Below are 20,158 nucleotides of genomic sequence, written 5' to 3' on the forward strand. Positions count from 1 at the left end.
GCGGTGTACGGGGTTGCGGGACACGGGAGTCGCGGTACGGGCGGCGGAGTACGTGCTCCGCTGGGCGGGCCGGTGCCCGGCGCGGGTACCGGGGTGCCGCGCCGGGGGGAAGTCCCCCCGGCAGCGGCTCCGGTTCCCTCGCGTCGCGTCGGGTCGCCGACGCGCGGACGTGCACCAGCCGTTCAGCCCGAACCGGTCGTGCCGCGTTCGCCGCTGATCAGCGGTGGCGAACTAGTTGGCCAGCGAGCTGAAGGAGGAGACGGGGCACGCGTAGCACGCCAGCGAGCTGACGCTGAGACCGCCGGAGACCGAGTCCAGCTCCTCGACCTCGATGTCGAACTGCTCGGTGTTCTCGGAGACGGTGGTCTCGATGTCCTTCTCGTTGTCCGCCATGACGGTTTCCTTTCCAGGTCTCCGGAATCGCTTTCCCGGGGCTTTTCCCCGGCCGATCCGGCGATGAGAAAAATATGCACCCGGAGAAGGGTCACGCGTCAGTGGGGGAAGTCATCTCCACCACGGGAAAAAAGTCATCGACCGCACCCATGACATTTGTCAGCCTTCCGGGAAAAGGCCCAGCACAGGGCAGTTGAGCTGCGACGACACGAGTGCGGAGGGCATTGTTCCGCACCCTTCCCGTACCCTTCCCACACCTTGCCAGCCCCGGACGAATTCCTGCACTCTGTTCACCATGAGACACCATCGATTCGCAGAGGAAACGTACGGGAAGGACAGTCCCGCGGTGAGCGTGCAGAACCTCCGGCAGTTCTACGGTGAATTCGAGGCCGTACGCGGCGTCTCGTTCTCCGTCGCGCGCGGGGAGCTGTTCGCACTGCTGGGGACGAACGGCGCGGGGAAGACCACGACGCTGGAGACCATGGAGGGGTACCGTGCGCCGGCCGCCGGATCGGTGCGGGTGCTGGGGGCGGACCCTTACGCCGCGGGGGCCGCCGCCCGGCGCAGGACCGGGGTCATGCTCCAGGAGGGCGGCTTCTTCCACGAGTTGACGGTCGGTGAGACCGTCGACGCCTGGCGCGGCTTCGTCGTCGGCGCCCGCCGTACCCGCGAGGTGCTGGAGCAGGTGGACCTGGCGGGCCGCGCGGGCGTACGGGTCGGCCAGCTCTCGGGCGGTGAGCGGCGCCGGCTGGACCTGGCGCTGGCCGTGCTGAACCGGCCCGAGCTGCTGTTCCTCGACGAGCCCACCACCGGCATGGACCCCGAGGCCCGCCGGGACACCTGGCAGATGGTCAAGGACCTGCGGGCCAGGGGGACCACGGTCGTCCTGACCACGCACTACATGGAGGAGGCCCAGCACCTCGCGGACCGGGTCGCCGTCATGGCCCGGGGGCGCGTCGCGGCCCTCGGCAGGGTCGCCGACGTGCTGTCGGGGCGGGCCGGGCGGATCACCTTCCGGCTCCCGGCGGGCGTGCGCGGCGACGAGCTGCCCGTACTGCCCGAGGCAGGCGGCGGGGGCGCCCCCGCCGTGGAGGGCGGCCCCGGCCGGGAGACCGCCGCCTACACGGTGGACCGCACCGGACCGGCCCTCGCGGCACTGCACCGCTGGGCGGCCGGCCGGGGCGTCGAACTCGACGGCATCGAGGTACGGGGGGCCACCCTCGACGACGTGTTCCTGGAGCTGGCGACCGGGAAGGCGGGGACCCGATGAGGCACTCGACGAGCCACCTGACGAGCCGTCGGCCGGCCGGGGGCCGGACCCCGCTCTCCGTACGGGCGGCGCGCGACTGGGCCTGGTACACCCGGGGGCAGTTCCTGCTCTCCTGGCGGGTGTTCTGGCGCAACCGCCGCTCGATGACCATCGGTTTCGCGCTGCCGGTCGTCCTGGACCTGGTGGTGGCCGCGCCGCTGCGGGGCCGGGAGATCGGCGGGCTGAACGCCGCCGGCTACACCGGCGTCGGCTTCGTCGGCCTGGCGATGGCGACCTCTTTCGTCCACCTGCTCACCGCCGTGGTGGCCCGCCGCGAGGAGCTGATCCTCAAGCGGCTGCGCGGGACGCAGGTGCCGCCGTCGGCGATCCTGGCCGGGCAGTTGGGCGTCGGCGCGGCGGTCCTGATGCTGCAGGCGCTGGTCCTCGGGGGCGTCGCCGTCCTCTGGTTCCACGCCCCGCCGCCCGCCCACCCCGTGCTGTTCCTGCTGGCCCTCGCCCTCGGCTGCCTCGTCTTCTGCGCCCTCGCGCTCGCCCTGTCGGGTCCGACACCGGGTACGGAGGCCGCTCCCATGGTGGCCCTGCCGGTGCTGCTGCTCTGCATGTTCGGCGCGGGCGTCTTCACCCCGGTCTCCTCCCTGCCCGCGCTGCTGCGCGCCCCGGCCCGCGTCCTGCCGCTGGAGCAGGTCGTACGCTGCCTGCGCACGGCCTGGTTCGGCCGCTCCTTCGGCGGCGAGACCTGGAACGGCGCCCCGCTCCCCCGCCTGGACCTCCTCCACACCTGGGCCGCCGCCGCCCCGGGCCTGCTCACCGCCGCCGCCTGGGCCGCCGCCGCCCTGATGCTGACCCGCCGCTCCTTCCGCTGGGAGCCCCGCCGTGCCTGATCGCCTCGTCGCGGCGGCGCCGCGGTGGACCCGGGGTCGACCGGGTCCGCCGCGGCGCCGCGTTCTCAGGGGCGGTCAGGAGCAGGTGAGTTGGGCGTCGGCCCAGTCCGCGTGGTCGCTGTCGTTCCCGTCGCCGCCGTCGGTGACGGTGAGCTGGACGCTCACGGCGCCGGTGACGTCGGCGTGCAGGGGCTTGCCGCCCATCGCGTTGGTGAGGACCCCGCTGTCGGCGACCTGCTTGCCGTCGGCGGTGACCTGGAACTCGACGGTGCCCTTGCCGTTCTTCTCGTCGTCGACGCCGACGGTGGCGGTCACGGAGGAGCACCTGCCGCCGAGGTAGTAGGTGATGGTGCTGGGCGCGTGGGCACCCAGGCCCTTGGCGTAGACGGTGCCGCCCAGCGTGATCGGGTTGCCGTCGGCGGGACCGGTCTCGCCGTTGCTGCGGTCGCGCTCGACCGGGCCCCAGCCGTTGGTGGCCGACGTCCAGTCGAGGTCACTGAGGTAGTGCGTGCCGGACGGCGGCGGGACCATCACGCTCAGCGTGCCCGTGAGCGGGGCGGTCACGGCCTGGCCGTCGACGGGGCTGCGGTAGCTGACGGAGCCGGTGAGCGGGTAGCCGCCGGTCTTGGTGCCCGCCGGCACCGCGGCCGTCCAGGTGGTGGTGAAGGTCTTGCCGCCGGGCAGCACCGCGCGCTGGGTGGCGCCGCCAGGGGTGAGCGTCCAGCCCGCGGGGGCGGCGAGAGCGACCTTCACCGCGGTCGCCGGGAGAACACCCAGGTCGGTGACGGTGGTCGACACGGTGGCGGTCTGCCCCGGCTCGATGTGGTCGGGCACGGTGACCCCGGCGTCGAGCAGCGGCGGGTTCTGCACAGCCGTCCCCGGGTGGGAGGCGCTGACCCGCAGCAGTACGGTGCCGTGCGCCGGTACGGTCGCGGCCAGGGTCCCGGCGCTCTCGTAGTCGGTGTGCGCCCACAGGTCGCGTACCCCGTAGATGCCGCGGTGCGCGAGCCCGGCGGCCTGCGCGGTGGTGCTCATGTGCTGTGCGGTGTCGGTGGAGTTGAACAGCGCGACGGCCCGGTCGCCGTTCGCGAGCTGCTTCACCAGGACGTACTTCCCGCCGTCCGAGGACAGTACGGTGGCCTGCTTGCCGAGCGTGTCCTGGTTGAGGGCGATGATGTCGGTGTTCTTCAGGATCGTCAGCGTTTCCGCACTGGCCTTGCGCAGGTCGGTGCCGATCAGCAGCGGCGAGTCCATCATCGACCAGAGCGCGAAGTGCGAGCGGTACTCGGTGTCGGTCATGCCGCCGTTGCCGACCTCCAGCATGTCCGGGTCGTTCCACCGGCCCGGCCCCGCCGCAGCCGACAGCGGCATGTTGGCCTTGGCGATCGACAGCATGCTGGACCAGTTGTCACTGATGTCGCCGGTGGTGCGCCATGAGTTGCCGACGTCGCCCGCCCACTCCCACGGGTTCTGCTGGCCCCACTCGCACAGCGAGTACACGATGGGGCGGCCGGTCGCCGCGAGCGCGTCGCGCATCGCGGTGTAGCGGTTGACGTAGTCGGCCCGGCTGCCGTCGCTCTTGTTGTAGCAGTTGTCGTACTTGAGGTAGTCCACGCCCCAGTCCGCGAACGTCTGCGCGTCGGTGCCCTCGTGGCCGAGGCTGCCGGGGTAGCCCGCGCAGGTGGAGGTGCCCGCGTCCTCGTAGATGCCCAGCTTCAGGCCCTTGGAGTGGACATAGTCCGCGGTGCCCTTGATGCCGTCGGGGAACTTCACCGGGTCGGGCACCAGGCGGCCCTGGGCGTCCCGGGTGTGCGTCATCCAGCAGTCGTCGATGTTGACGTAGGTGTAACCCGCCGCCTTCAGGCCGGAGGTGACGAAGTAGTCGGCGGTCTGCTCGATCAACTGCTCACTGACGTTGCAGCCGAAGGCGTTCCAGTCGTTGAAGCCCATCGGCGGGGTGACGGCGAGTCCGTTGTCCAGCGCGGCGGCGGGCGTCGCGGTGGTGACCACCGCGGTCGTCACGGCCACGGCGCCCAGGGCGCCGGTCCACAACGCCCCTGCGGTCGCACAGGCCAGCAGCCTGCGGGCGAGTCTTGGCATGGAGGTTCCTCTTACTCACGAAGTCCGGAGAACCGGAGGTTTCGGGTGTTCGGAAGGCCGCTCCACCGCGGCAGGCAGATGGAGCGACGAACTGCGGGTGCGACTCCCATGAATGAGACAGAGTCGCACCGACTCGTGCAGAACCAAACACTATGAGGCGCCCCACGCACCCAACAAGACGCGTGCACCAACAGAATTCAACAGCTGCCCATAACACCCCTCGCGCACCCAGCCGCCTCACCACCCGCACCGGCACCGACACCGGCACCCGCACCGGCCGACGCGAGGGCTCAGTACTCGCCCTTGATCACGAAGTAGGAGCCGCGGATCACCCCGGCGAGTTTCGACTTCTGTCGGGCGAACTTGAAGCGGGAGGCCAGTTCCTCGGGGACGTCCATGCCGTCCGAGAGCTTGAAGCCGACCGCGCGCTTGCCCTCGTCCTCGAGGGTGTACATCACGTTGATCGACAGGCCGGAATCGTAGAAGACATAGGCCATCCGGATGCCGTCCACCTCGAAGGACGTCACTTCGAGCGGCTGGGCGGAGATGACGAGGTCGCGCTCCGCCGCGAGGATGCGGTTCACCCAGTCGAGCACCTCAGGCGCCTCGGCGGCCGGGGTGACGGTGAAGACATGGTCGAACTTGTTCCGGAAGTAGCGCGCCTCGTTGGCGCGCAGTCCCGCGAGCGCCTGCGCGACCGGGCTCGATTCGAGGCCGGTGGTGGAGACGTTCTCGAAGTCGACGGTGTACGGCATGCGCCCTCCTGAAGTCGATTTCCGCCATATCATCACAGATCGCCCGGCGTCCGGCGGCTTTCTCAGCCCAGGGCGCGGTCGAGGTTGAAGGCGGCGCTGATCAGCGAGAGGTGGGTGAACGCCTGGGGGAAGTTGCCGAGTTGTTCGCCGGTGCGGCCGATCTCCTCGGAGTAGAGGCCGAGGTGGTTGGCGTAGGTGAGCATCTTCTCGAAGGCCAGCCGGGCCTCCTCCAGGCGTCCGGCACGGGTGAGCGCCTCGACGTACCAGAAGGAGCAGATCGAGAACGTGCCCTCGGAACCCCGCAGGCCGTCCGGGCTGGTCTCCGGGTCGTAGCGGTAGACCAGCGAGTCGGAGACCAGGTCCGCGCTCAGCGCGTCCAGGGTCGCCAGCCACTTGGGGTCGGTGGGCGAGATGAACTTGGCCATCGGCATCATCAGCACGGAGGCGTCCAGTACATGGTCGCCCAGCCCCTGGGCGAACGCCCCGCGCTCCTGCGACCAGCCCTCGCGCATGATCTGCCGGTAGATCGCGTCCCGGCTCCGCTGCCAGCGGGGAAGATCGGCGGGCAGGCCGCGCCGGTTGGCCATCCTGATGGCCCGTTCGATCGCCACCCAGCACATCAGCCGCGAGTAGACGAAGTTCCGCCGGCCGCCCCGGGTCTCCCAGACGCCCTCGTCCGGCTGGTCCCAGTGGTCGCAGACCCAGTCCACCACGGCGTTGACCTCGTCCCAGTGGTCGCTGCTGATGGGCTGCCCCCACTTGTCGTACAGGTAGACGGAGTCGACCAGTGCCCCGTAGATGTCCAGTTGGAGCTGCTTGGTTGCGGCGTTCCCGACCCGGACCGGGGCGGACCCCAGATAGCCCTCGAAGTGCGGCAGCTCGTACTCGGGCAGGTCGACGCGGCCGTCGATGCCGTACATGATCTGCAGCGGTCCGGTCGGGCCGCCGCAGCGCATGATCCCCCGCTGGGAGATGAAGTTCATGAACGCCTCGGCCTCCGAGGTGAAGCCCAGGCGGAGCATGGCGTAGACGCAGAAGGCGGCGTCGCGGACCCAGACGTAGCGGTAGTCCCAGTTGCGCCCGCCACCGACCAGTTCGGGCAGGCTGGTCGTCGGCGCGGCCACGATCGCACCGGTCGGCCCGTAGGTGAGCAGCTTCAGCAGCAGCGCGGAGCGGTGCACCATCTCCCGCCACCGGCCGCGGTAGCGCGACTGGCCCAGCCAGTCGCGCCAGAACCTGACCGTCGCCTCGGCCTGCTCCCGTGCCTCGGCGTGGGGGCAGCCCCGCGGGCGGGCGCCCTCGGTGAGGTGGTCGAGGGCGAAGACCATGGACTCGCCTTCGAGGAGCTTGAAGCGCGACCACACGTCGGTGCCGTCGCACTCGAGCGGTGCGGTGGAGGTCAGCGCCAGGGAGAGCGACGGGGACTCGAAGACGGCCTCGTGGTCCCGCATGCTCACGGTGTGCGCCTCGGCACCGTAGCCGAAGCGCGGAGCTATCCGCGCCGCGAACGGCAGCGTCCCCCGCACGCACACCACCCGCCGGATCAGCCGGTGCCTGGCCGCCTCGGACGTCCCCTCGGCGACCGGCATGAAGTCCTGGATCTCCGCCACACCGTCGGCGGCGTAGAAGCGGGTGATCAGCACATTGGTGTCGGGAAAGTAGAACTGGCGGGTCCGCGCCGGTACGTCGGCGGACAGCTCGAAGGATCCGCCCTTGTCGGCGTCGAGCAGCGAGGCGAACACGCTCGGTGAGTCGAAGCGCGGGCAGCAGTACCAGTCGATGGTGCCGTTCGCCCCGACGAGTGCGGCGGTGCGCAGGTCACCGATCAGGCCGTGCTCGGAGATCGGCAGATAGCGCGAGCCGTCAACCCGCCCGGCTCCGTTCCCGAACTCCATGCGAGCCTCCCTACCGTGTCCCTGGGGACAGGTGCGGGGCTGAAGAGGGCCTTGCCCTTCATGGTAGATCGCCTCCGCCGCGGACAGCGAGGGCAGCCGTGCGGCGGGTCTTCGCCTCGGCGCGTTCAGCGCCTGTCCGGGAGCAGGAAGGTGCGGCGCTCCTGGGCGGTGAGCTCCCGGAGGACTCCTTGGCGGGCGCGCCTGAGCAGCCCGTCGACGTCGTGATCGGCCGGTGTCCACAGGCGTACGGTCCGGTCGTGGGAGGCGGTGGCCAGGCGGCTGCCGTCCGGGTGCCAGGCGAGGCCGTTCACCCCGTCGGCGTGGACGCCGAGCACGGCCACCTGGGCGGCGGTGTCCGGATCCCAGAGCCGGACCGTGCGGTCCCGGGACACCGATGCGATACGGGTCCCGTCGGGCGACCAGGCCAGGTTCTGGACCCGGTCCTCGTGGCCTGCCAGGAGGGCGAGTTCAGTGCCCTCGAAGGGGTTCCACAGGCGGATCGTGCGGTCGCGGGAGCAGGTGGCGAGGCGCCGGCCGTCGGGAGACCAGTGGACCTTCCACACGTAGTCCAGATGCCCGCGCAGGGTGGTGACGGCGGTGCCGTCGGCGGTGTCCCAGACGACGGCGGTGCGGTCGGTGCCGGACGTGGCCAGGTGGCGGCCGTCCGGTGACCAGGCGGTACCGGCGACCCAGTCCTGGTGGCCACCCGTGAGGTGGTGGACGGTCGCACCGGTGACGGCGTCCCAGACGCGGGCCGTCCCGTCGCGGGAGCCGGTGGCTATGCGGGTGCCGTCGGGGGACCACGAGACGTGGGAGAGCTCGTCCGTGTGCCCGGCCAGCCGGAGGACGCCGTCGCCGCCGCCGCTGTCTCCGCCGTCGCCGCTGTCTCCGCCGTCGACTCGCCGCACCACGGCGGACCCGTCGCGCAGGGCGATGACCAGGCGGGCGCCGCCGGGCGACCACGCCACGTCGGTCACCCCGTCGGCGGGCCAACCGCCGGTCGTGCGGCCGGTGGCGACGTCGCGGATGCGCACGGAGCCGTCCTGGGAAGCGGCCGCCGTACGGGTCCCGTCGGGCGACCAGGCGACGCGGAGGACGGCGTCGTCGTACTCGGCGAGGACGTGACTGGGCTCGGTGACGTCCCAGACCGCCACCGTACGGTCGCGCGAGGCCGTCGCCACCCGCTGTCCGTCCGGGGACCAGGCGATGCCGTAGATCGTGTCGGCATGGCCGGTGAGCCGGATCCCGCCTCCGGTGCCGGAGAGGTTCCACACATGGGCCGTACGGTCCGCGTCGCCACCGGCGAGGCGTGTGCCGTCCGGGGACCACGCCAGGGAGTTGATGACCTCCGCACTCCGTTCCCACACCACCTCCCAGGTGCGGGTGTCATGGACGTGTACGGTCCCGTCGCCCCAGGACGCGGCCAGCCGGTGGCCGTCCGGGGACCACTGGACCGACTCGACGTTGCCCGGGTGGCCGGTGAGCGCGATGAAGACGGCTCCGGTCGGCACGGCCCAGACGCGGACCGTGCCGTCCTCTCCGGCGCCGGCCACCTGGGTGCCGTCAGGGGACCAGGACACGCTCCAGACCATGCCCAGGTGCCCGCGCAGCACCGGGCCCGCGGCGTAGCTGCCGGCGTCCCAGATCCGCACGGCGCTGTCGCTGCCGCCCGACGCCAGGTGACCGCCGTCGGGCGACCAGGCCACGCCGCCGACGCCGTCCTCGCGGTCGCCGGTCGCCGCGGCGTGGTGGAGTACGGCCAACTCGGCCCAGGCGCCGGTGGACCAGACGCGGACCGTACCGTCCCGGCAGGCTGCCGCGAGCGTGCGTCCGTCCGGGGACCAGGCCACCCCCTGCATCGCGGCGCCGTCCGCCGCGAGCACGACCGGCCGGGCGTCGCGGTCCGGCTGCCACACCCGGACGGTGCCGTCGTCACCCGACACGGCCACCCGCCGTCCGTCCGGCGACCAGGCCACCCCGGACGCACCGCCTTCGACGTCCCGCAGCACCGCTCGCAGCCGCGCCGCGCCCAGGGCCGTGTGCAGCGCCTGCACCGCGCCGGTGGTGGCCGCGCACTCCTCGACCGCCGCGAGGGCGGCGAGCACCGCGGCTTCCGGCTCCCGGTCCAGGCGTTCGAGCGCCCGGACGGCCGCCGCGTCCGCGACGCGCTCCATGGTGACCCGGTCCGCGCGCAGCGACCGGGCGGTGAACTCGTCGACCAGGGGCGTCGTGCCGAGCGCCCGCGCGGAGTGCGCCATCCACCGCCGCGCGACGGACAGCCGCTCCCCGGTGAGGAGGTATCCGTCCCGGCGACCCGCCCGGTCCCAGTCCTGGGCCCAGCGCTCGACCTCGGTGCGGCGGCGCAACTCCTCGGCACGTGCCTCGACCGCCTGGCGCAGCGGCGCCCACTGACGGAACAGCGCTTCGTGGGCCACGTCCAGCTCGTCCCCGTCACTGGTGAGCAGGCGTCCGGCGACGAAGGCGTCGGCGATCTCCCGCTCCCCCGCGGTGAGTTCGGCGCGGCGGACCCGGCGGCGGGTGGCGTCGTTGCGGTCGACGGTGACGAACCGCAGCAGTGTCTCGACAACGGGTGCCTCGCCGAGTTCGGCGGTGATCCGGTCGGCCTGCTCGGACAGGGCTCCGGCGACGCCGCCGAGTGCGCGGTAGGCCGCCTCGTTCACGGTCCCACCGGCCCCTCCGGCGCGCCGGTACAGCTCCTGGAGGGTGTAGGCGAGCAGCGGCAGCGCGTCGCCTCCGCCGCAGTCGTCGATCATGCGGGCCACGACGCCGGGCGCGAAGGTCAACCCGGCCTGCTCGGCGGGCTTTTCGATGACCTCGTGCAGCGCGTCCCGGCCGAGTGCGCCGACGAGGGCGGGCTCGCGCACCAGTTCGGCGAAGCCGGACTCCAGGAACCCGGTGAGAAAGTCCGAGCGTACGGTGGCCACCACCCACAACCGCGGGTCACCGCGCAGGGCGTCGCCCACGGCGGTCAGGAACGCGTCGCGTTCCTCGCGGCCGCACTGGGTGAGGACCTCCTCCAACTGGTCGATCACCAGCAACGCCGGTCGTTCGCCGGGCAGTTGGGACAGCCGCTGCCGCAGGGTGCCGACCGGGTCCGCGCCGGGCGAGAACGGTGCCGCGACCGTCCAGCGTCCCCGGCGCCGGGCCAGCGCCGGCAGCAGCCCGGCGCGCACGAGCGACGACTTGCCGCTGCCCGACGGCCCGACCACGGCGACGAACCGCTGCGCCCGTCCCGGCGCCGCCGGGTGTAGCCTCGCGACCAGTTCGGCGATCTCCCGGTCCCGCCCGAAGAAGACGGCCGCGTCCTCCTCGGTGAAGGCTTCCAGCCCCGGGTACGGCGGCTGCTCCCGGTCCCACTCCCGGCGCGGCGGTGCCGGCCGGTCGAGGTAGTGCAACGCGACCTGGCCTGCGACGAGCAGCACCAGCGCGATGCCGATCAGCGGCACCGACCAGTCCCGTAACAGCCGCAGCGGCAACGGGACATGGCCGGTCTGCCCGGTCGCGTAGTTGGTGGCGATGCCCAGCAGGGTGCCGACCAGCATGAGCAGTACATCGGCCACCAGCTTGAGCGGACGTCGATCCATGGACCGACAACCTATCCGGCCGTCCGCCGGCCACGCCCCGGCTCGGGTGGAGCCGGCCCCGCGCGGCGTGAGGGGGAACGGGCGCCACGCGGGACCGGGATCGGAGGGGTGCGGGAGGGTCAGGACAGGGCGGGCCTCACCTCCACGGCCGCCAGTGCCCAGCGGTCGGGAAGCGGACCGGCGAGGCCGATCGTGACGTGCGTGCCCGCCGTGGCCACCGGACCGGCCCGCTGGACCCAGTAGGTGTCGGCGACCCGGGTGTCGGCGTACTGCACGGGAATCAGCTGCCCGGACCTCGGTGTCAGGCGCAGGGCGCGGCTCCAGTCGTGGCCGGCCGCCTGGACGAGCGCGCCGGGGACGGTGGTGGTGACGGTCGCCGCGGGGGTGCCGCCGCGGCCGGAGCCCTGTGCGGTGGCGCCGACCGTGGTGGCCGCGCCGGTGTAGGCGACCACGGTGATCGCCCCGTCGTAGCCGCGCTGGGCCAGCGACGCGGCGACGGCCGCGGAGGTCACCTGCCCGGTGGCGTACGCCTGCCAGACCTCGGCGGTGCCGATGCCCTTGGGGTTGCTCCGGGCGGCCCGGGTCCAGGTCAGTCCGCCGCCGGTGACCCGGGTGACCTGCTGGGTGCCGGCGGCGGGGCCGTCGGCGCTGACGTACGCGAGCAGCAGTTCGCCGCTGTGCCCGGTGGTCAGTTTCGGCGAGACCAGCGGGCTCGCGGACTTCTTCTCGACCGCGCTGACCGTCGTGTCGACGCCGACGGTGCCGCCGCCGGCGGCCGCGACCGTGACCGTGGTGGCGCAGGTCGCGGTGTTGCCGACGACGTCCTTGCCCTGGTAGGTGAGCGTGTAGTGCGCCGAAGGCACGGCCCGCAGCTCACCGGAGGTGTCGGCCGTACCGGTGTCGAAGTCCTGGACGTCACCGGCGGATCCGCCCGTGACGGAGGTCAGGGTGAAGCCTGCCGGGCCGGAAGCGGCGTCGGCGACGGTGACGTTCGTGGTGACGGGCACCATCCGGTTGTCGGCGGGCTGGATGAGCGCCGGGCTCGCCGGGCAGGTCACCGTCGGCGCGGTGGCGTCGACGACGACCGCCCCGACCGGTTGTGAGCCCTCCCCGACACCGGTGTTGGCGGCGGGCGAGGCGTCGGTGGCCTGGCAGAGGATCTCGTGCTCGCCGTCACCGGTCACGGTCAGGGTGCGGCCGGCGTTGCCGGACGCGTCGTGGGTGAGCGGGCCGAGCGTGAGACCGCCGCCGTTGTCGGTGCAGTCCAGCGCGGCGACACCGGAGTCGTCGGTGGCGGTGACCGTTCCGGTGACCGGCGCCTGCGAGGCGTTGAACACGCCGCCCTGGGCGTCCGGCCCGGTCGGCAGGTTCACCTTCACCGTCGGCGCGGCGACATCGCCGGTGGGCGGCGCGGCCGCGATGGCGGTGATCGCGTCGACCAGCGCCTGGGCGACGCCACCGGCGGTGGCGCTGTCGAAGACCTTGCCGCCGGTGCCCTTGGCGAGCGCCGTCTCGAACGCCGTGGCGGCCGGGTCGCCGCCGACGAGGATCGGGTAGACGGACGCCGGGTCCACGGCGTTGGCCGCGTCGATCACCGACTGCATGGTCAGGCCGCTGTGCGTCTCGGGGTCGTGGCCGGGCGCGTCGGCCATCACGATGATCGACTTGCTGCCGCCGTTGCGCCACGGGAAGTCCACCGCCCGCTTGATGCCGGACAGCATGTCCTCGGGGATGTCGCAGCCGCCGCCGACCTTGCCGGGCAGCGTGTCCAGCGCGTCGACGATGTCGCTGTGCGAGTCGCTGAAGGCCAGGTCGGTGGTCGCGTCATAGGGATCCGGTGGACAGGAATCCGGATCGGGCGAGTCGACGTCCTTGTAGTCGACGACGCCCACCCGGTAGTCGGTGAGCCGGACGAAGGGCAGGCTGCCGCCGGCCGACAGGTCGTCGAGCAGGGCGTCGGCGTTGGCGACCACCGTGTTGATGTACGGGGACATGCTGCCGGTGGTGTCGATCGCGAAGACCAGGTCGACCTTGGGCACGTCCTGGGTGATGGCGAGGATCATCTTGTGGGCGCGGTCGGCGCCGTACTTCGTGCTCAGGCTCTGCCGGAAGTCGGCCCACTGCTGGCGGGTCTCGACGACGGCGGCGTCCACGGCCCGCTTCTCGTTGTCGAGGATCTCGCCGCGGTGGGTGGTCTCCTCGTTGTCCTCCCCGAGGAAGACCGACCAGGTCGGCGGGTCGACGCCGGTGTTCACGTCGATGACCGCCTCGTCCTTGTTCAGGCAGGCGTGCCGCACCAGCGTGTTGAACGGCGTGCAGAAGTCGGTGAAGTAGCTGTCGTAGTAGCCGGTGGTGAGGTTCGGCGGGAACGTCTTGGGTCCGGCGTCGGACAGGTTCATCAGTTCGCTGGGCGCCGACAGGCCCAGACCGGGCGGATTGGTGGGCCCGATCGGCTCGCCGGGGTCCGAGTGGTCGACGTAGTTGCTGTGCGAGTAGAAGTCCTGCACGGTGTGCAGGGCCCGTCCGAAGTCCTCGATGACGTCGCACTTGGCGTTGTGCCGGGAGCCGGAGCCGTCGGTGTTGAAGGAGCAGCCCAGGTTGATGTCGACCTGGTCCCCGCGCAGCACGTCGCCGCTGTCGAGGAGTTGGTCGGCGGCGGTGATGCCCTGGTTGTAACGGTCGCGGGCGTGGCCGATGCAGCCGTTGATCGCCGCGTCGCGGTACGCCCGGTCGTGGCCCGTCGGGTACCCGGGGGCGTCGAGGAAGTCACCGCTGTCGCAGTGCGCCGCCGCGACCTTCATCTCGTCGAAGTCAGGCGCACCGACGGCGCCGAACGTACCGAAGTGGCCCGCCAGTTGCCCCAGTGAGCTGGGCTCGAAGCAGGAGCCGTCCGACTTCTTGCCCGCACCGCAGGCGAGCGCGGCCCGGGTGATCTGCTCGTGTTCCGCGTGCTGCCCCAGGGTGTTGATCGTGCCGAAGGCGTCGGCCTTCGGCGCGTACACCCAGGCGGGCACGGTGAGGGCCGTCAGCAGTAACGCCAGCGCGGCCAGCGCCCCGACGACCCTGCCGCGCCCGGCCGCTCCCAAGGGCCCGGCTCCCCGTCTCTCCGCCCTTGTTCCCTTGATGGTCCGTTCGTCTCCCCGCATGGGCCGCCCCCCTGGCGTCCGTGGCCGAATTCCCCTGTCGTCCGCGGCAGTTACCGGTCGCGGACGGCGATACCTCGCGAGCGTCGACAATACGGACGCACCGCGCCGGGCATGGGCGAATCACCCCAGGTAGTCACATCGTCTACGAGGCCGTCGTACGCCAGGGGGACGACCCGGGAACACGGCGCCCCGGGAACGCCGAGTTCAGCGCTCCCGGCCCCGGGGCTTCAGTGGCCCCGGCGGGAGGGCGGGGGCGGAGAGGCGGGGGCCGGCGTAGCCGTGGACGTCGCCGAAGCGGGAGCCGGTGGTCCAGTCGGTGCGGGCGGTGGTGATCTCGTCGCTGGTGCGGGCGACGAAGTTCCACCACATGATGATGCGTTCCTCGAAGGGCTCGCCGCCCAGGAGCATCAGGGAGCTGTCGACGTCGGCGCGCAGCGGGAGTTCGCGGCGGCCGCAGCCGAGGTAGAGGAGGGAGCCGGGGGCGAGGCGGACGCCGTCGGCCTCGGCCTCGCCGGACATGGTGAGGACGGCGTACTCGAAGTCGGGGACCAGGGGGAGGCGGGCGTCGGTGCCCGCGGCGAGGGTGAGGTCGGCGCCGACCAGGGGGGTGTGGATGGTGCCGGGTGAGGCGGCGCCGTCGATCTCGCCGAGGATGACGGTGGCGTGCAGACCGCCGCCGCCGGTGATCTCGGGGAGCACGGGGTGGTGTTCGAAGGCGGGCGCGGTGTGCCGGTGGGCGTCGGGCAGGGCCACCCAGAGCTGGGCGCCGTGCAGGTAGCGGGCGTGGTCGCGGGGCGACTCCTCGGAGTGCGCGATGGCCCGCCCCGAGGTCATCAGGCCCAGTTCGCGCGGCCGCACCGTCTGCAGGCTGCCGAGGCTGTCGCGGTGCAGCACCTCGCCGTCGTGCAGCCAGCTGACCGTCTGCAGGCCCATGTGCGGGTGCGGCGGCACCTGCATACCGGGCTCGCTCGCGATGTCGTCGGGGCCGTAGTGGTCGATGAAGCACCAGGCGCCGACCATCCGGCGGCCCAGGTTGGGCAGCAGCCGCCGGACGACGGTGCTCTCGCCGAGCGGCACCTCCCGGCCGGTGAGGAGTTCGCGCACCGGGGCGGCCGAGACGTCGTCGCGCCCGCCGCAGACGGTGGCCGCGGGCTTCACATCGAGGTTGCTCATGGACCGATCATGCCCCGGTCCCGCCGCCCCGGGCGAGAACGTTTCGGCGTGGTCGCCGCTCATCGCCTGGGCAGCGGCGGGTACTGGGCCTCGGGGATGTCCACCAGCTTCTCGGGGACGTCGGCCAGACAGCCCCGCAGCCGCTCCCCCAGCGCCTTGGCCTGCGGATCGGCGCGGGTGGAGGCCGCCACGCCGTCGCCGAGCAGGCCGTGGACCACGAAGTTGACGGCCAGCAGATTCGGCAGTTCGTAGCGGCTGACCGGAAGTTGGGCCGCCTCGGGCAGCAGTGCCCGCAGCCGCGGCACGTCCAGGTAGGAGCGCAGCCACTCGAAGGACTCGTCGTCGGGCGCCCACAGCCCGACGTTGGCGTCGCCGCCCTTGTCGCCGGAGCGCGCCCCGATCAGCGTGCCCAGCGGCAGCCGTACGGTCCGGCCGAAGGGCTCGTACGACTCACGGCGCGGTTTGGGCGCGGGCCCGGCGGCCGGGGAGAGGACGGCGGGCTGCACCGCGTCGTCCAGCGGGGACCGGGTGGGCGGCCCGGTGACGACGGGGCGCGGTACGGGCAGCCGGGTGCCGTCGGGGAGGACGGTGATCGCCATGACCTCGTCGGCGGCCACGAGCGCGGGCCAGTAGACGCCGTACTCGGTCGGCCGGGGGGAGGCGTGTTCCAGGTACAGGCCGGGGTAGCCGGCCAGGGCCGAGCCCGCGACGGCGGTGAAGAAGCCGCGGCCGACGGTGTCCGGGTCGGCGTCCTTGACGGTGAGGGTGAGCCGGTCGGCCTCGCCGCCGTGTTCGCGGCGCAGGTCGTAGGCGGTGAAGCGGGCGGGTCCGCCGGTGGCGTCGCGCAGGGTGGCCTCGGCGAAGTCCGCCTTGGCGTCGAGGTCGAGGCCGGTCAGCACGAAGGTGGCGGAGTTGCGGTAGCCGCCGCGGTGGTTGAGGCAGACCTTGAGGGTGCTGGGCGCGGGCTCGCCGGTGACCGGGCCGACCGAGACGCGGTCGGGGCCCTGCTGGCCGAGTCGTACGGTGTCGAAGCGGGCCACCACGTCGGTGTTGGGGTAGGCGGGCGCGCCGATCTCGTACAGCAGTTGGGCGGTGACGGTGCCGACGGTGACCGCGCCGCCGGTGCCGGGGTGCTTGGTGATGACGCTGGAGCCGTCGGGGTGGATCTCGGCGATCGGGAAGCCCGGGTGGACCGGGTCGGGGATCTCGGTGAAGAAGGAGTAGTTGCCGCCGGTGGCCTGGGTGCCGCACTCGATGATGTGCCCGGCGGTGACGGCGCCGGCCAGCCGGTCCCAGTCGTCGAGCGCCCAGTCGAAGGCCCAGGCGGCGGGGCCGACGACCAGGGAGGCGTCGGTGACCCGGCCGCAGATCACCACGTCGGCGCCGCCGCGCAGCGCCTGGGTGATGCCCCAGCCGCCGAGGTAGGCGTTGGCGGTGACCGGCTCCACACCGGACCCGGCCAGCGGGTGGCCGGTGGCCAGGTGTGCGAAGTCGTGGCCGCGGGACTGGAGTTCGGGCAGCCGGGCGAGCAGGTCGTCGCCCTCGACATGGGCGATGGCCGGGGTGAGGCCGCCGAGCGCGGCGAGCTCGCCGAGCTTGGCGGCCAGGCCCGCCGGGTTGAGGCCGCCCGCGTTGACCACGATCTTGATGCCGCGCTCCAGGCAGATGCCGAGCACGTCGCGCATCTGGGCGAGGAAGGAGACCGCGTAGCCGCCGTCGGGGTCGCGCTGTCTGGCCTTCCACAGCAGCAGCATGGTCAGCTCGGCCAGGTAGTCGCCGGTGAGGACATCGATCGGACCGCCCTCGACCATCTCGCGGGCGGCCGAGAGCCGGTCGCCGTAGTAACCGGAGCAGTTCGCGATCCGCAGGGGCTCCTGGCGTGCCGTCATGCCACTCTCCTGTCACTCCCCCGCGTCACCGACCTGAACGATCATCTTGCCGGTGTTCCCGCCGCGCAAGACCGCGAGGAAGGCGTCGACCACGTTGCCGATGCCCTCGACGACCGTCTCGTCGGGCACCAGCCGCCCCGAGCGCAGGTGCGGGACGGCGAAGTCCTCCAGCTCGCGCTGCACGTCACGGTGGTCGCGGACCAGGAATCCCTCCAGCCGGACGGACCTGTGGACCAGGTCGTAGAGGTTGCGCGGGGCGGCGGGCGCCGCGCCGCCGTTGTACTGGGCCACGGCGCCGCACCAGGCGATCCTGCCGTGCGGGCGCATGTTGGCGATCAGCCCTTCGAGGTGGTCGCCGCCGACGTTCTCGAAGCCGACGTCGACGCCGTCGGGCGCGGCCTTGGCGAGCTGCTCGCCGAGCGGCGCGTCGTGGTAGTCGAAGGCCGCGTCGAAGCCGATGTCCCTGACCAGGTGGGCGGCCTTCGCGGCCGTTCCGGTGCTGCCGATGACCTGCCCGGCGCCGAGCAGCCGGGCGAACTGGCCCACCGCGGTGCCGACGCCGCCCGCCGCGGCGGAGACGAAGACCGACTCACCGGGCTGGAGCCGGGCCGTCCTGGTCAGCCCGACGTACGCGGTCAGCCCGGTGCCGCCCAGCACGCTGAGCCAGGTGCGCAGCGGCACGCCCTCGACCGGCCGCAGCAGGCGTACGTCGGCGGGGGTGACCAGGGCGTGGGTGCGCCAGGCGTGGCGGTGGAAGACCAGGTCGCCGACCGCGAGCCCGGGGGTGCGGGAGGCCGTGACGCGGCCGATGGAGCGGCCCTCCAGCGGGGTGTGCAGCGCCCAGTCGCCGTCCATCGCCTCGCGCATGTACGGGTCGACGGACAGATGGATGTTCTCCACCAGGGCGGTGCCGGGGCCCGGCACGGGGACCGGGCTCTCGACGAACGCGAAGTCGGCCGGGGTGGGCATCCCGTCGGGCCGGGCGATCTGGTGGACGGTGAGGGCGCGTGAAGGGGTCCGTGGCGTGGTCAGTGAAGTGGTCTGTGAGGTGGTCCGTGAGGTGGTCATACGGGCACCGTAGGCAGCGCCGCGCGCCGGGTGCAGTGGCCGCCGTCGATGGATGGGCGGCTTCCATGAATGCTGCTCATGGAAGGCGGTAGGTTGCGGCGATGACCGACCTTGCCGCACATGAGCTGCGCGTTCTCGTCGCCGTGGAGAGCGAGCGGAGCTTCACCGCGGCCGCGGCCGTACTGGGGCTGACGCAGTCCGCCGTCAGCCACGCGATCAGGTCCTGCGAGCGGAAGACCGGCGTGGTGCTGTTCGACCGCGGGCGGCACGGGGCGCGGCCGACCGCGGCGGGCGAGCGGGCCGCCACCCAGGCGCGGCGCGTGCTGCGACTGCTGGAGACGCTGGGCGACGAGGCCCGGGGCGCCGCGAGCGGTCAGGCGTCGGGCCGGGTGCGGATCGCCGCCTTCCGCAGCGCCGCCGCGCACCTGCTGCCCGCCGCGCTGGCCCGGCTCGCCGCCGACCACCCGCTGCTGACCCCCGAGGTGCGGATCGTGCCGGACGTCGGCCGCGGCACGGCGGGCGAGGTGGCCGACGGCCGGGCCGACCTCGGGATCGCCACCCTGGACGCGGCGGGCGCCGACCCGGCGGGGCTGGTGGTGGCGGCGCTCTTCGAGGAGCCGTACTCACTGGTGCACCCGGTGGGCAGTACCGACCCGCGGTCGCTGCCGCTGGTCGACTGGACGGAGAACTGCTCGTCGTACACCCGCCGTTGGTGGGCGGAGCAGGACTGGATCCCGGCGGCGACCGTCGACGCGGGGGACGACAGCGTGGTGCTCTCGATGGTGGCGCGCGGCCTCGGTATGGCGATCATGCCGCACATGGCGCTGCTCGACGCGCCCGCGGCGGTCGCCGTCACCGATCTGGGCCCCGCCCGCCCGACCCGGCGGATCGGCTACGTCACCACCCCCGAGCTCGCCCGCACCCTCGCCGTCCGCGCCCTGATCCGCGCGCTGCGCTCGACCGCTCCCGCGGTGCTCGGCGCCGGCACGGGCGCGTACCGGCTGTCGGTGGCCGGTGGTTGAATCGCCGTATGAGCCGCAGGAGGACCGGATGAACCGCCCGCCCGACCCCGCCGCGTCCGACGAGCCGCAGGAGGCCGGACTGTCCGGTATGTCCGCGGACGAGATTCTCGACATCGTCGACGAGCAGGACCGGGTCATCGGCCGGGCGCCGCGCGGCGAGGCGTACGCGAAGGGGTTGCGGCACCGCTGCGCCTTCATCCTGGCCCGTGACGCCGAGGACCGGATCTTCGTGCACCGGCGGACCGCGGCCAAGCTGGTCTTTCCCTCCCTGTACGACATGTTCGTCGGCGGTGTCGTCGGCGCGGGCGAGACATACGACGAGGCCGCGCTGCGCGAGGCCGAGGAGGAACTGGGGGTGAGCGGACTGCCGCGCCCGGAGCGGCTGTTCACCTTCCTCTACGAGGACGGCCCCCGCACCTGGTGGTCGGCGGTCTACCAGGTCCGCTGCGAACTGCCGGTCTCCCCGCAGGAGTCGGAGGTCGCCTGGCACGCGTTCCTCACCGAGGAGGAGCTGACCGCCCGGCTCACCGAGTGGGAGTGGGTGCCGGACGGCCTGGAGGGCTACCGGCGGCTCCTGGAGTGGCGGGCCGGACGCGGCGCGAACACGCCCTAGCCGCCCAGCAGCAGGAAGCCGGCGAGCACCGAGGCGGCGTTCGCGGCGACCGAGGCCGCGTAGGGGACGGCGCCGCGCAGCCGCAGCAGGCGTGCCAGCAGCAGGGCCTCGACGAGGCAGACCACGCTCTCCGCGACGGCGAAGGCGGGCCAGTAGGCGGCGCCGTGGGCGTGCCGCAGGAACCACCACAGGGGCGGGTGCGTCACACAGTTGACCATGACGGCGGCGATCGCCGTACGACGTGCCCCGGCCGGGGACGCTACGGTGATCGCCGCGACGTAGCAGGGCACCTCGACCAGCAGGGTCAGCGCGAGGGCGAGCGGGTACGGCACGGGCGGATCGTGCCAC

At 72.8% G+C, this 20,158-nt stretch carries 14 protein-coding genes; 4 read left to right on the top strand and 10 right to left on the bottom strand.

Annotated elements, in window-relative coordinates; all coding sequences use genetic code 11:
* Positions 1-231: 231 nt before the first annotated feature.
* Positions 232-393, bottom strand: coding sequence for a hypothetical protein (locus tag AB0M29_RS16500; RefSeq protein ID WP_365383058.1), 162 nt, complete (start codon positions 391-393; stop codon positions 232-234).
* Between the two features lie 346 nt (positions 394-739).
* Here AB0M29_RS16500 and AB0M29_RS16505 point away from each other — a divergent pair, with 346 nt between their 5' ends.
* Positions 740-1,663, top strand: a complete 924-nt coding sequence (locus AB0M29_RS16505; RefSeq protein ID WP_365383060.1) for an ABC transporter ATP-binding protein — start codon at positions 740-742, stop codon at positions 1,661-1,663.
* Complete coding sequence (locus tag AB0M29_RS16510; RefSeq protein ID WP_365383062.1) at positions 1,660-2,544, top strand: ABC transporter permease; 885 nt, start codon at positions 1,660-1,662, stop codon at positions 2,542-2,544. The genes AB0M29_RS16505 and AB0M29_RS16510 overlap by 4 nt, the downstream gene beginning before the upstream one ends.
* 75 nt (positions 2,545-2,619) lie before the next feature.
* Here the strand turns inward: AB0M29_RS16510 and AB0M29_RS16515 are convergent, their stop codons facing one another.
* From AB0M29_RS16515 to AB0M29_RS16550, 8 genes are all read right to left on the bottom strand, one after another.
* Entirely contained in the window at positions 2,620-4,644 is a 2,025-nt protein-coding gene (locus AB0M29_RS16515) for an NPCBM/NEW2 domain-containing protein (RefSeq protein WP_365383064.1), read from the bottom strand.
* Positions 4,645-4,934: 290 nt separating this feature from the next.
* On the bottom strand, positions 4,935-5,399 hold the full coding sequence (locus tag AB0M29_RS16520; protein WP_365383066.1) for a phage tail protein: 465 nt from the start codon (positions 5,397-5,399) through the stop codon (positions 4,935-4,937).
* Positions 5,400-5,461: 62 nt separating this feature from the next.
* The gene (locus AB0M29_RS16525) at positions 5,462-7,294 is read right to left on the bottom strand and encodes a glycoside hydrolase family 15 protein (RefSeq protein WP_365383068.1); all 1,833 of its coding nucleotides are present in this window, start codon (positions 7,292-7,294) and stop codon (positions 5,462-5,464) included.
* Between the two features lie 125 nt (positions 7,295-7,419).
* Entirely contained in the window at positions 7,420-10,899 is a 3,480-nt protein-coding gene (locus AB0M29_RS16530) for a WD40 repeat domain-containing protein (protein ID WP_365383069.1), read from the bottom strand.
* A 119-nt stretch (positions 10,900-11,018) separates the two neighbouring features.
* Positions 11,019-13,985 carry a vWA domain-containing protein gene (locus AB0M29_RS16535; protein WP_365383071.1) on the bottom strand — a complete coding sequence of 989 codons (2,967 nt, stop codon included), beginning with the start codon at positions 13,983-13,985 and terminating at the stop codon, positions 11,019-11,021.
* A gap of 264 nt (positions 13,986-14,249) precedes the next feature.
* Complete coding sequence (locus AB0M29_RS16540; protein WP_365383073.1) at positions 14,250-15,218, bottom strand: pirin family protein; 969 nt, start codon at positions 15,216-15,218, stop codon at positions 14,250-14,252.
* Between the two features lie 59 nt (positions 15,219-15,277).
* Positions 15,278-17,107 carry an acyclic terpene utilization AtuA family protein gene (locus tag AB0M29_RS16545; RefSeq protein WP_365383075.1) on the bottom strand — a complete coding sequence of 610 codons (1,830 nt, stop codon included), beginning with the start codon at positions 17,105-17,107 and terminating at the stop codon, positions 15,278-15,280.
* Between the two features lie 12 nt (positions 17,108-17,119).
* Positions 17,120-18,175, bottom strand: coding sequence for an NADP-dependent oxidoreductase (locus tag AB0M29_RS16550; RefSeq protein WP_365383077.1), 1,056 nt, complete (start codon positions 18,173-18,175; stop codon positions 17,120-17,122).
* A 101-nt stretch (positions 18,176-18,276) separates the two neighbouring features.
* Between AB0M29_RS16550 and AB0M29_RS16555 the strand changes: the two genes are divergently transcribed.
* The gene (locus AB0M29_RS16555) at positions 18,277-19,197 is read left to right on the top strand and encodes a LysR family transcriptional regulator (RefSeq protein WP_365383079.1); all 921 of its coding nucleotides are present in this window, start codon (positions 18,277-18,279) and stop codon (positions 19,195-19,197) included.
* 88 nt (positions 19,198-19,285) lie between these two features.
* Positions 19,286-19,810, top strand: a complete 525-nt coding sequence (locus AB0M29_RS16560) for an NUDIX domain-containing protein (RefSeq protein WP_365383116.1) — start codon at positions 19,286-19,288, stop codon at positions 19,808-19,810.
* On the opposite strand, the gene AB0M29_RS16565 is transcribed toward AB0M29_RS16560, so the two are convergent.
* On the bottom strand, positions 19,807-20,142 hold the full coding sequence (locus AB0M29_RS16565; RefSeq protein WP_365383081.1) for a hypothetical protein: 336 nt from the start codon (positions 20,140-20,142) through the stop codon (positions 19,807-19,809). The genes AB0M29_RS16560 and AB0M29_RS16565 overlap by 4 nt on opposite strands.
* Between the last annotated feature and the right edge of the window lie 16 nt (positions 20,143-20,158).

This window comes from Streptomyces sp. NPDC051976, from assembly GCF_040680795.1.
Taxonomy (GTDB): Bacteria; Actinomycetota; Actinomycetes; order Streptomycetales; family Streptomycetaceae; genus Actinacidiphila.

Bases quoted from the DNA above. Each gene is read 5' to 3' on its own strand.
- AB0M29_RS16540 (WP_365383073.1), bottom strand. From the start codon at position 15,218: ATGAGCAACCTCGATGTGAAGCCCGCGGCCACCGTCTGCGGCGGGCGC.
- AB0M29_RS16555 (WP_365383079.1), top strand. From the start codon at position 18,277: ATGACCGACCTTGCCGCACATGAGCTGCGCGTTCTCGTCGCCGTGGAG.
- AB0M29_RS16520 (WP_365383066.1), bottom strand. From the start codon at position 5,399: ATGCCGTACACCGTCGACTTCGAGAACGTCTCCACCACCGGCCTCGAA.
- AB0M29_RS16525 (WP_365383068.1), bottom strand. From the start codon at position 7,294: ATGGAGTTCGGGAACGGAGCCGGGCGGGTTGACGGCTCGCGCTATCTG.
- AB0M29_RS16510 (WP_365383062.1), top strand. From the start codon at position 1,660: ATGAGGCACTCGACGAGCCACCTGACGAGCCGTCGGCCGGCCGGGGGC.
- AB0M29_RS16560 (WP_365383116.1), top strand. From the start codon at position 19,286: ATGTCCGCGGACGAGATTCTCGACATCGTCGACGAGCAGGACCGGGTC.
- AB0M29_RS16545 (WP_365383075.1), bottom strand. From the start codon at position 17,107: ATGACGGCACGCCAGGAGCCCCTGCGGATCGCGAACTGCTCCGGTTAC.
- AB0M29_RS16550 (WP_365383077.1), bottom strand. From the start codon at position 18,175: ATGACCACCTCACGGACCACCTCACAGACCACTTCACTGACCACGCCA.
- AB0M29_RS16515 (WP_365383064.1), bottom strand. From the start codon at position 4,644: ATGCCAAGACTCGCCCGCAGGCTGCTGGCCTGTGCGACCGCAGGGGCG.
- AB0M29_RS16500 (WP_365383058.1), bottom strand. From the start codon at position 393: ATGGCGGACAACGAGAAGGACATCGAGACCACCGTCTCCGAGAACACC.
- AB0M29_RS16530 (WP_365383069.1), bottom strand. From the start codon at position 10,899: ATGGATCGACGTCCGCTCAAGCTGGTGGCCGATGTACTGCTCATGCTG.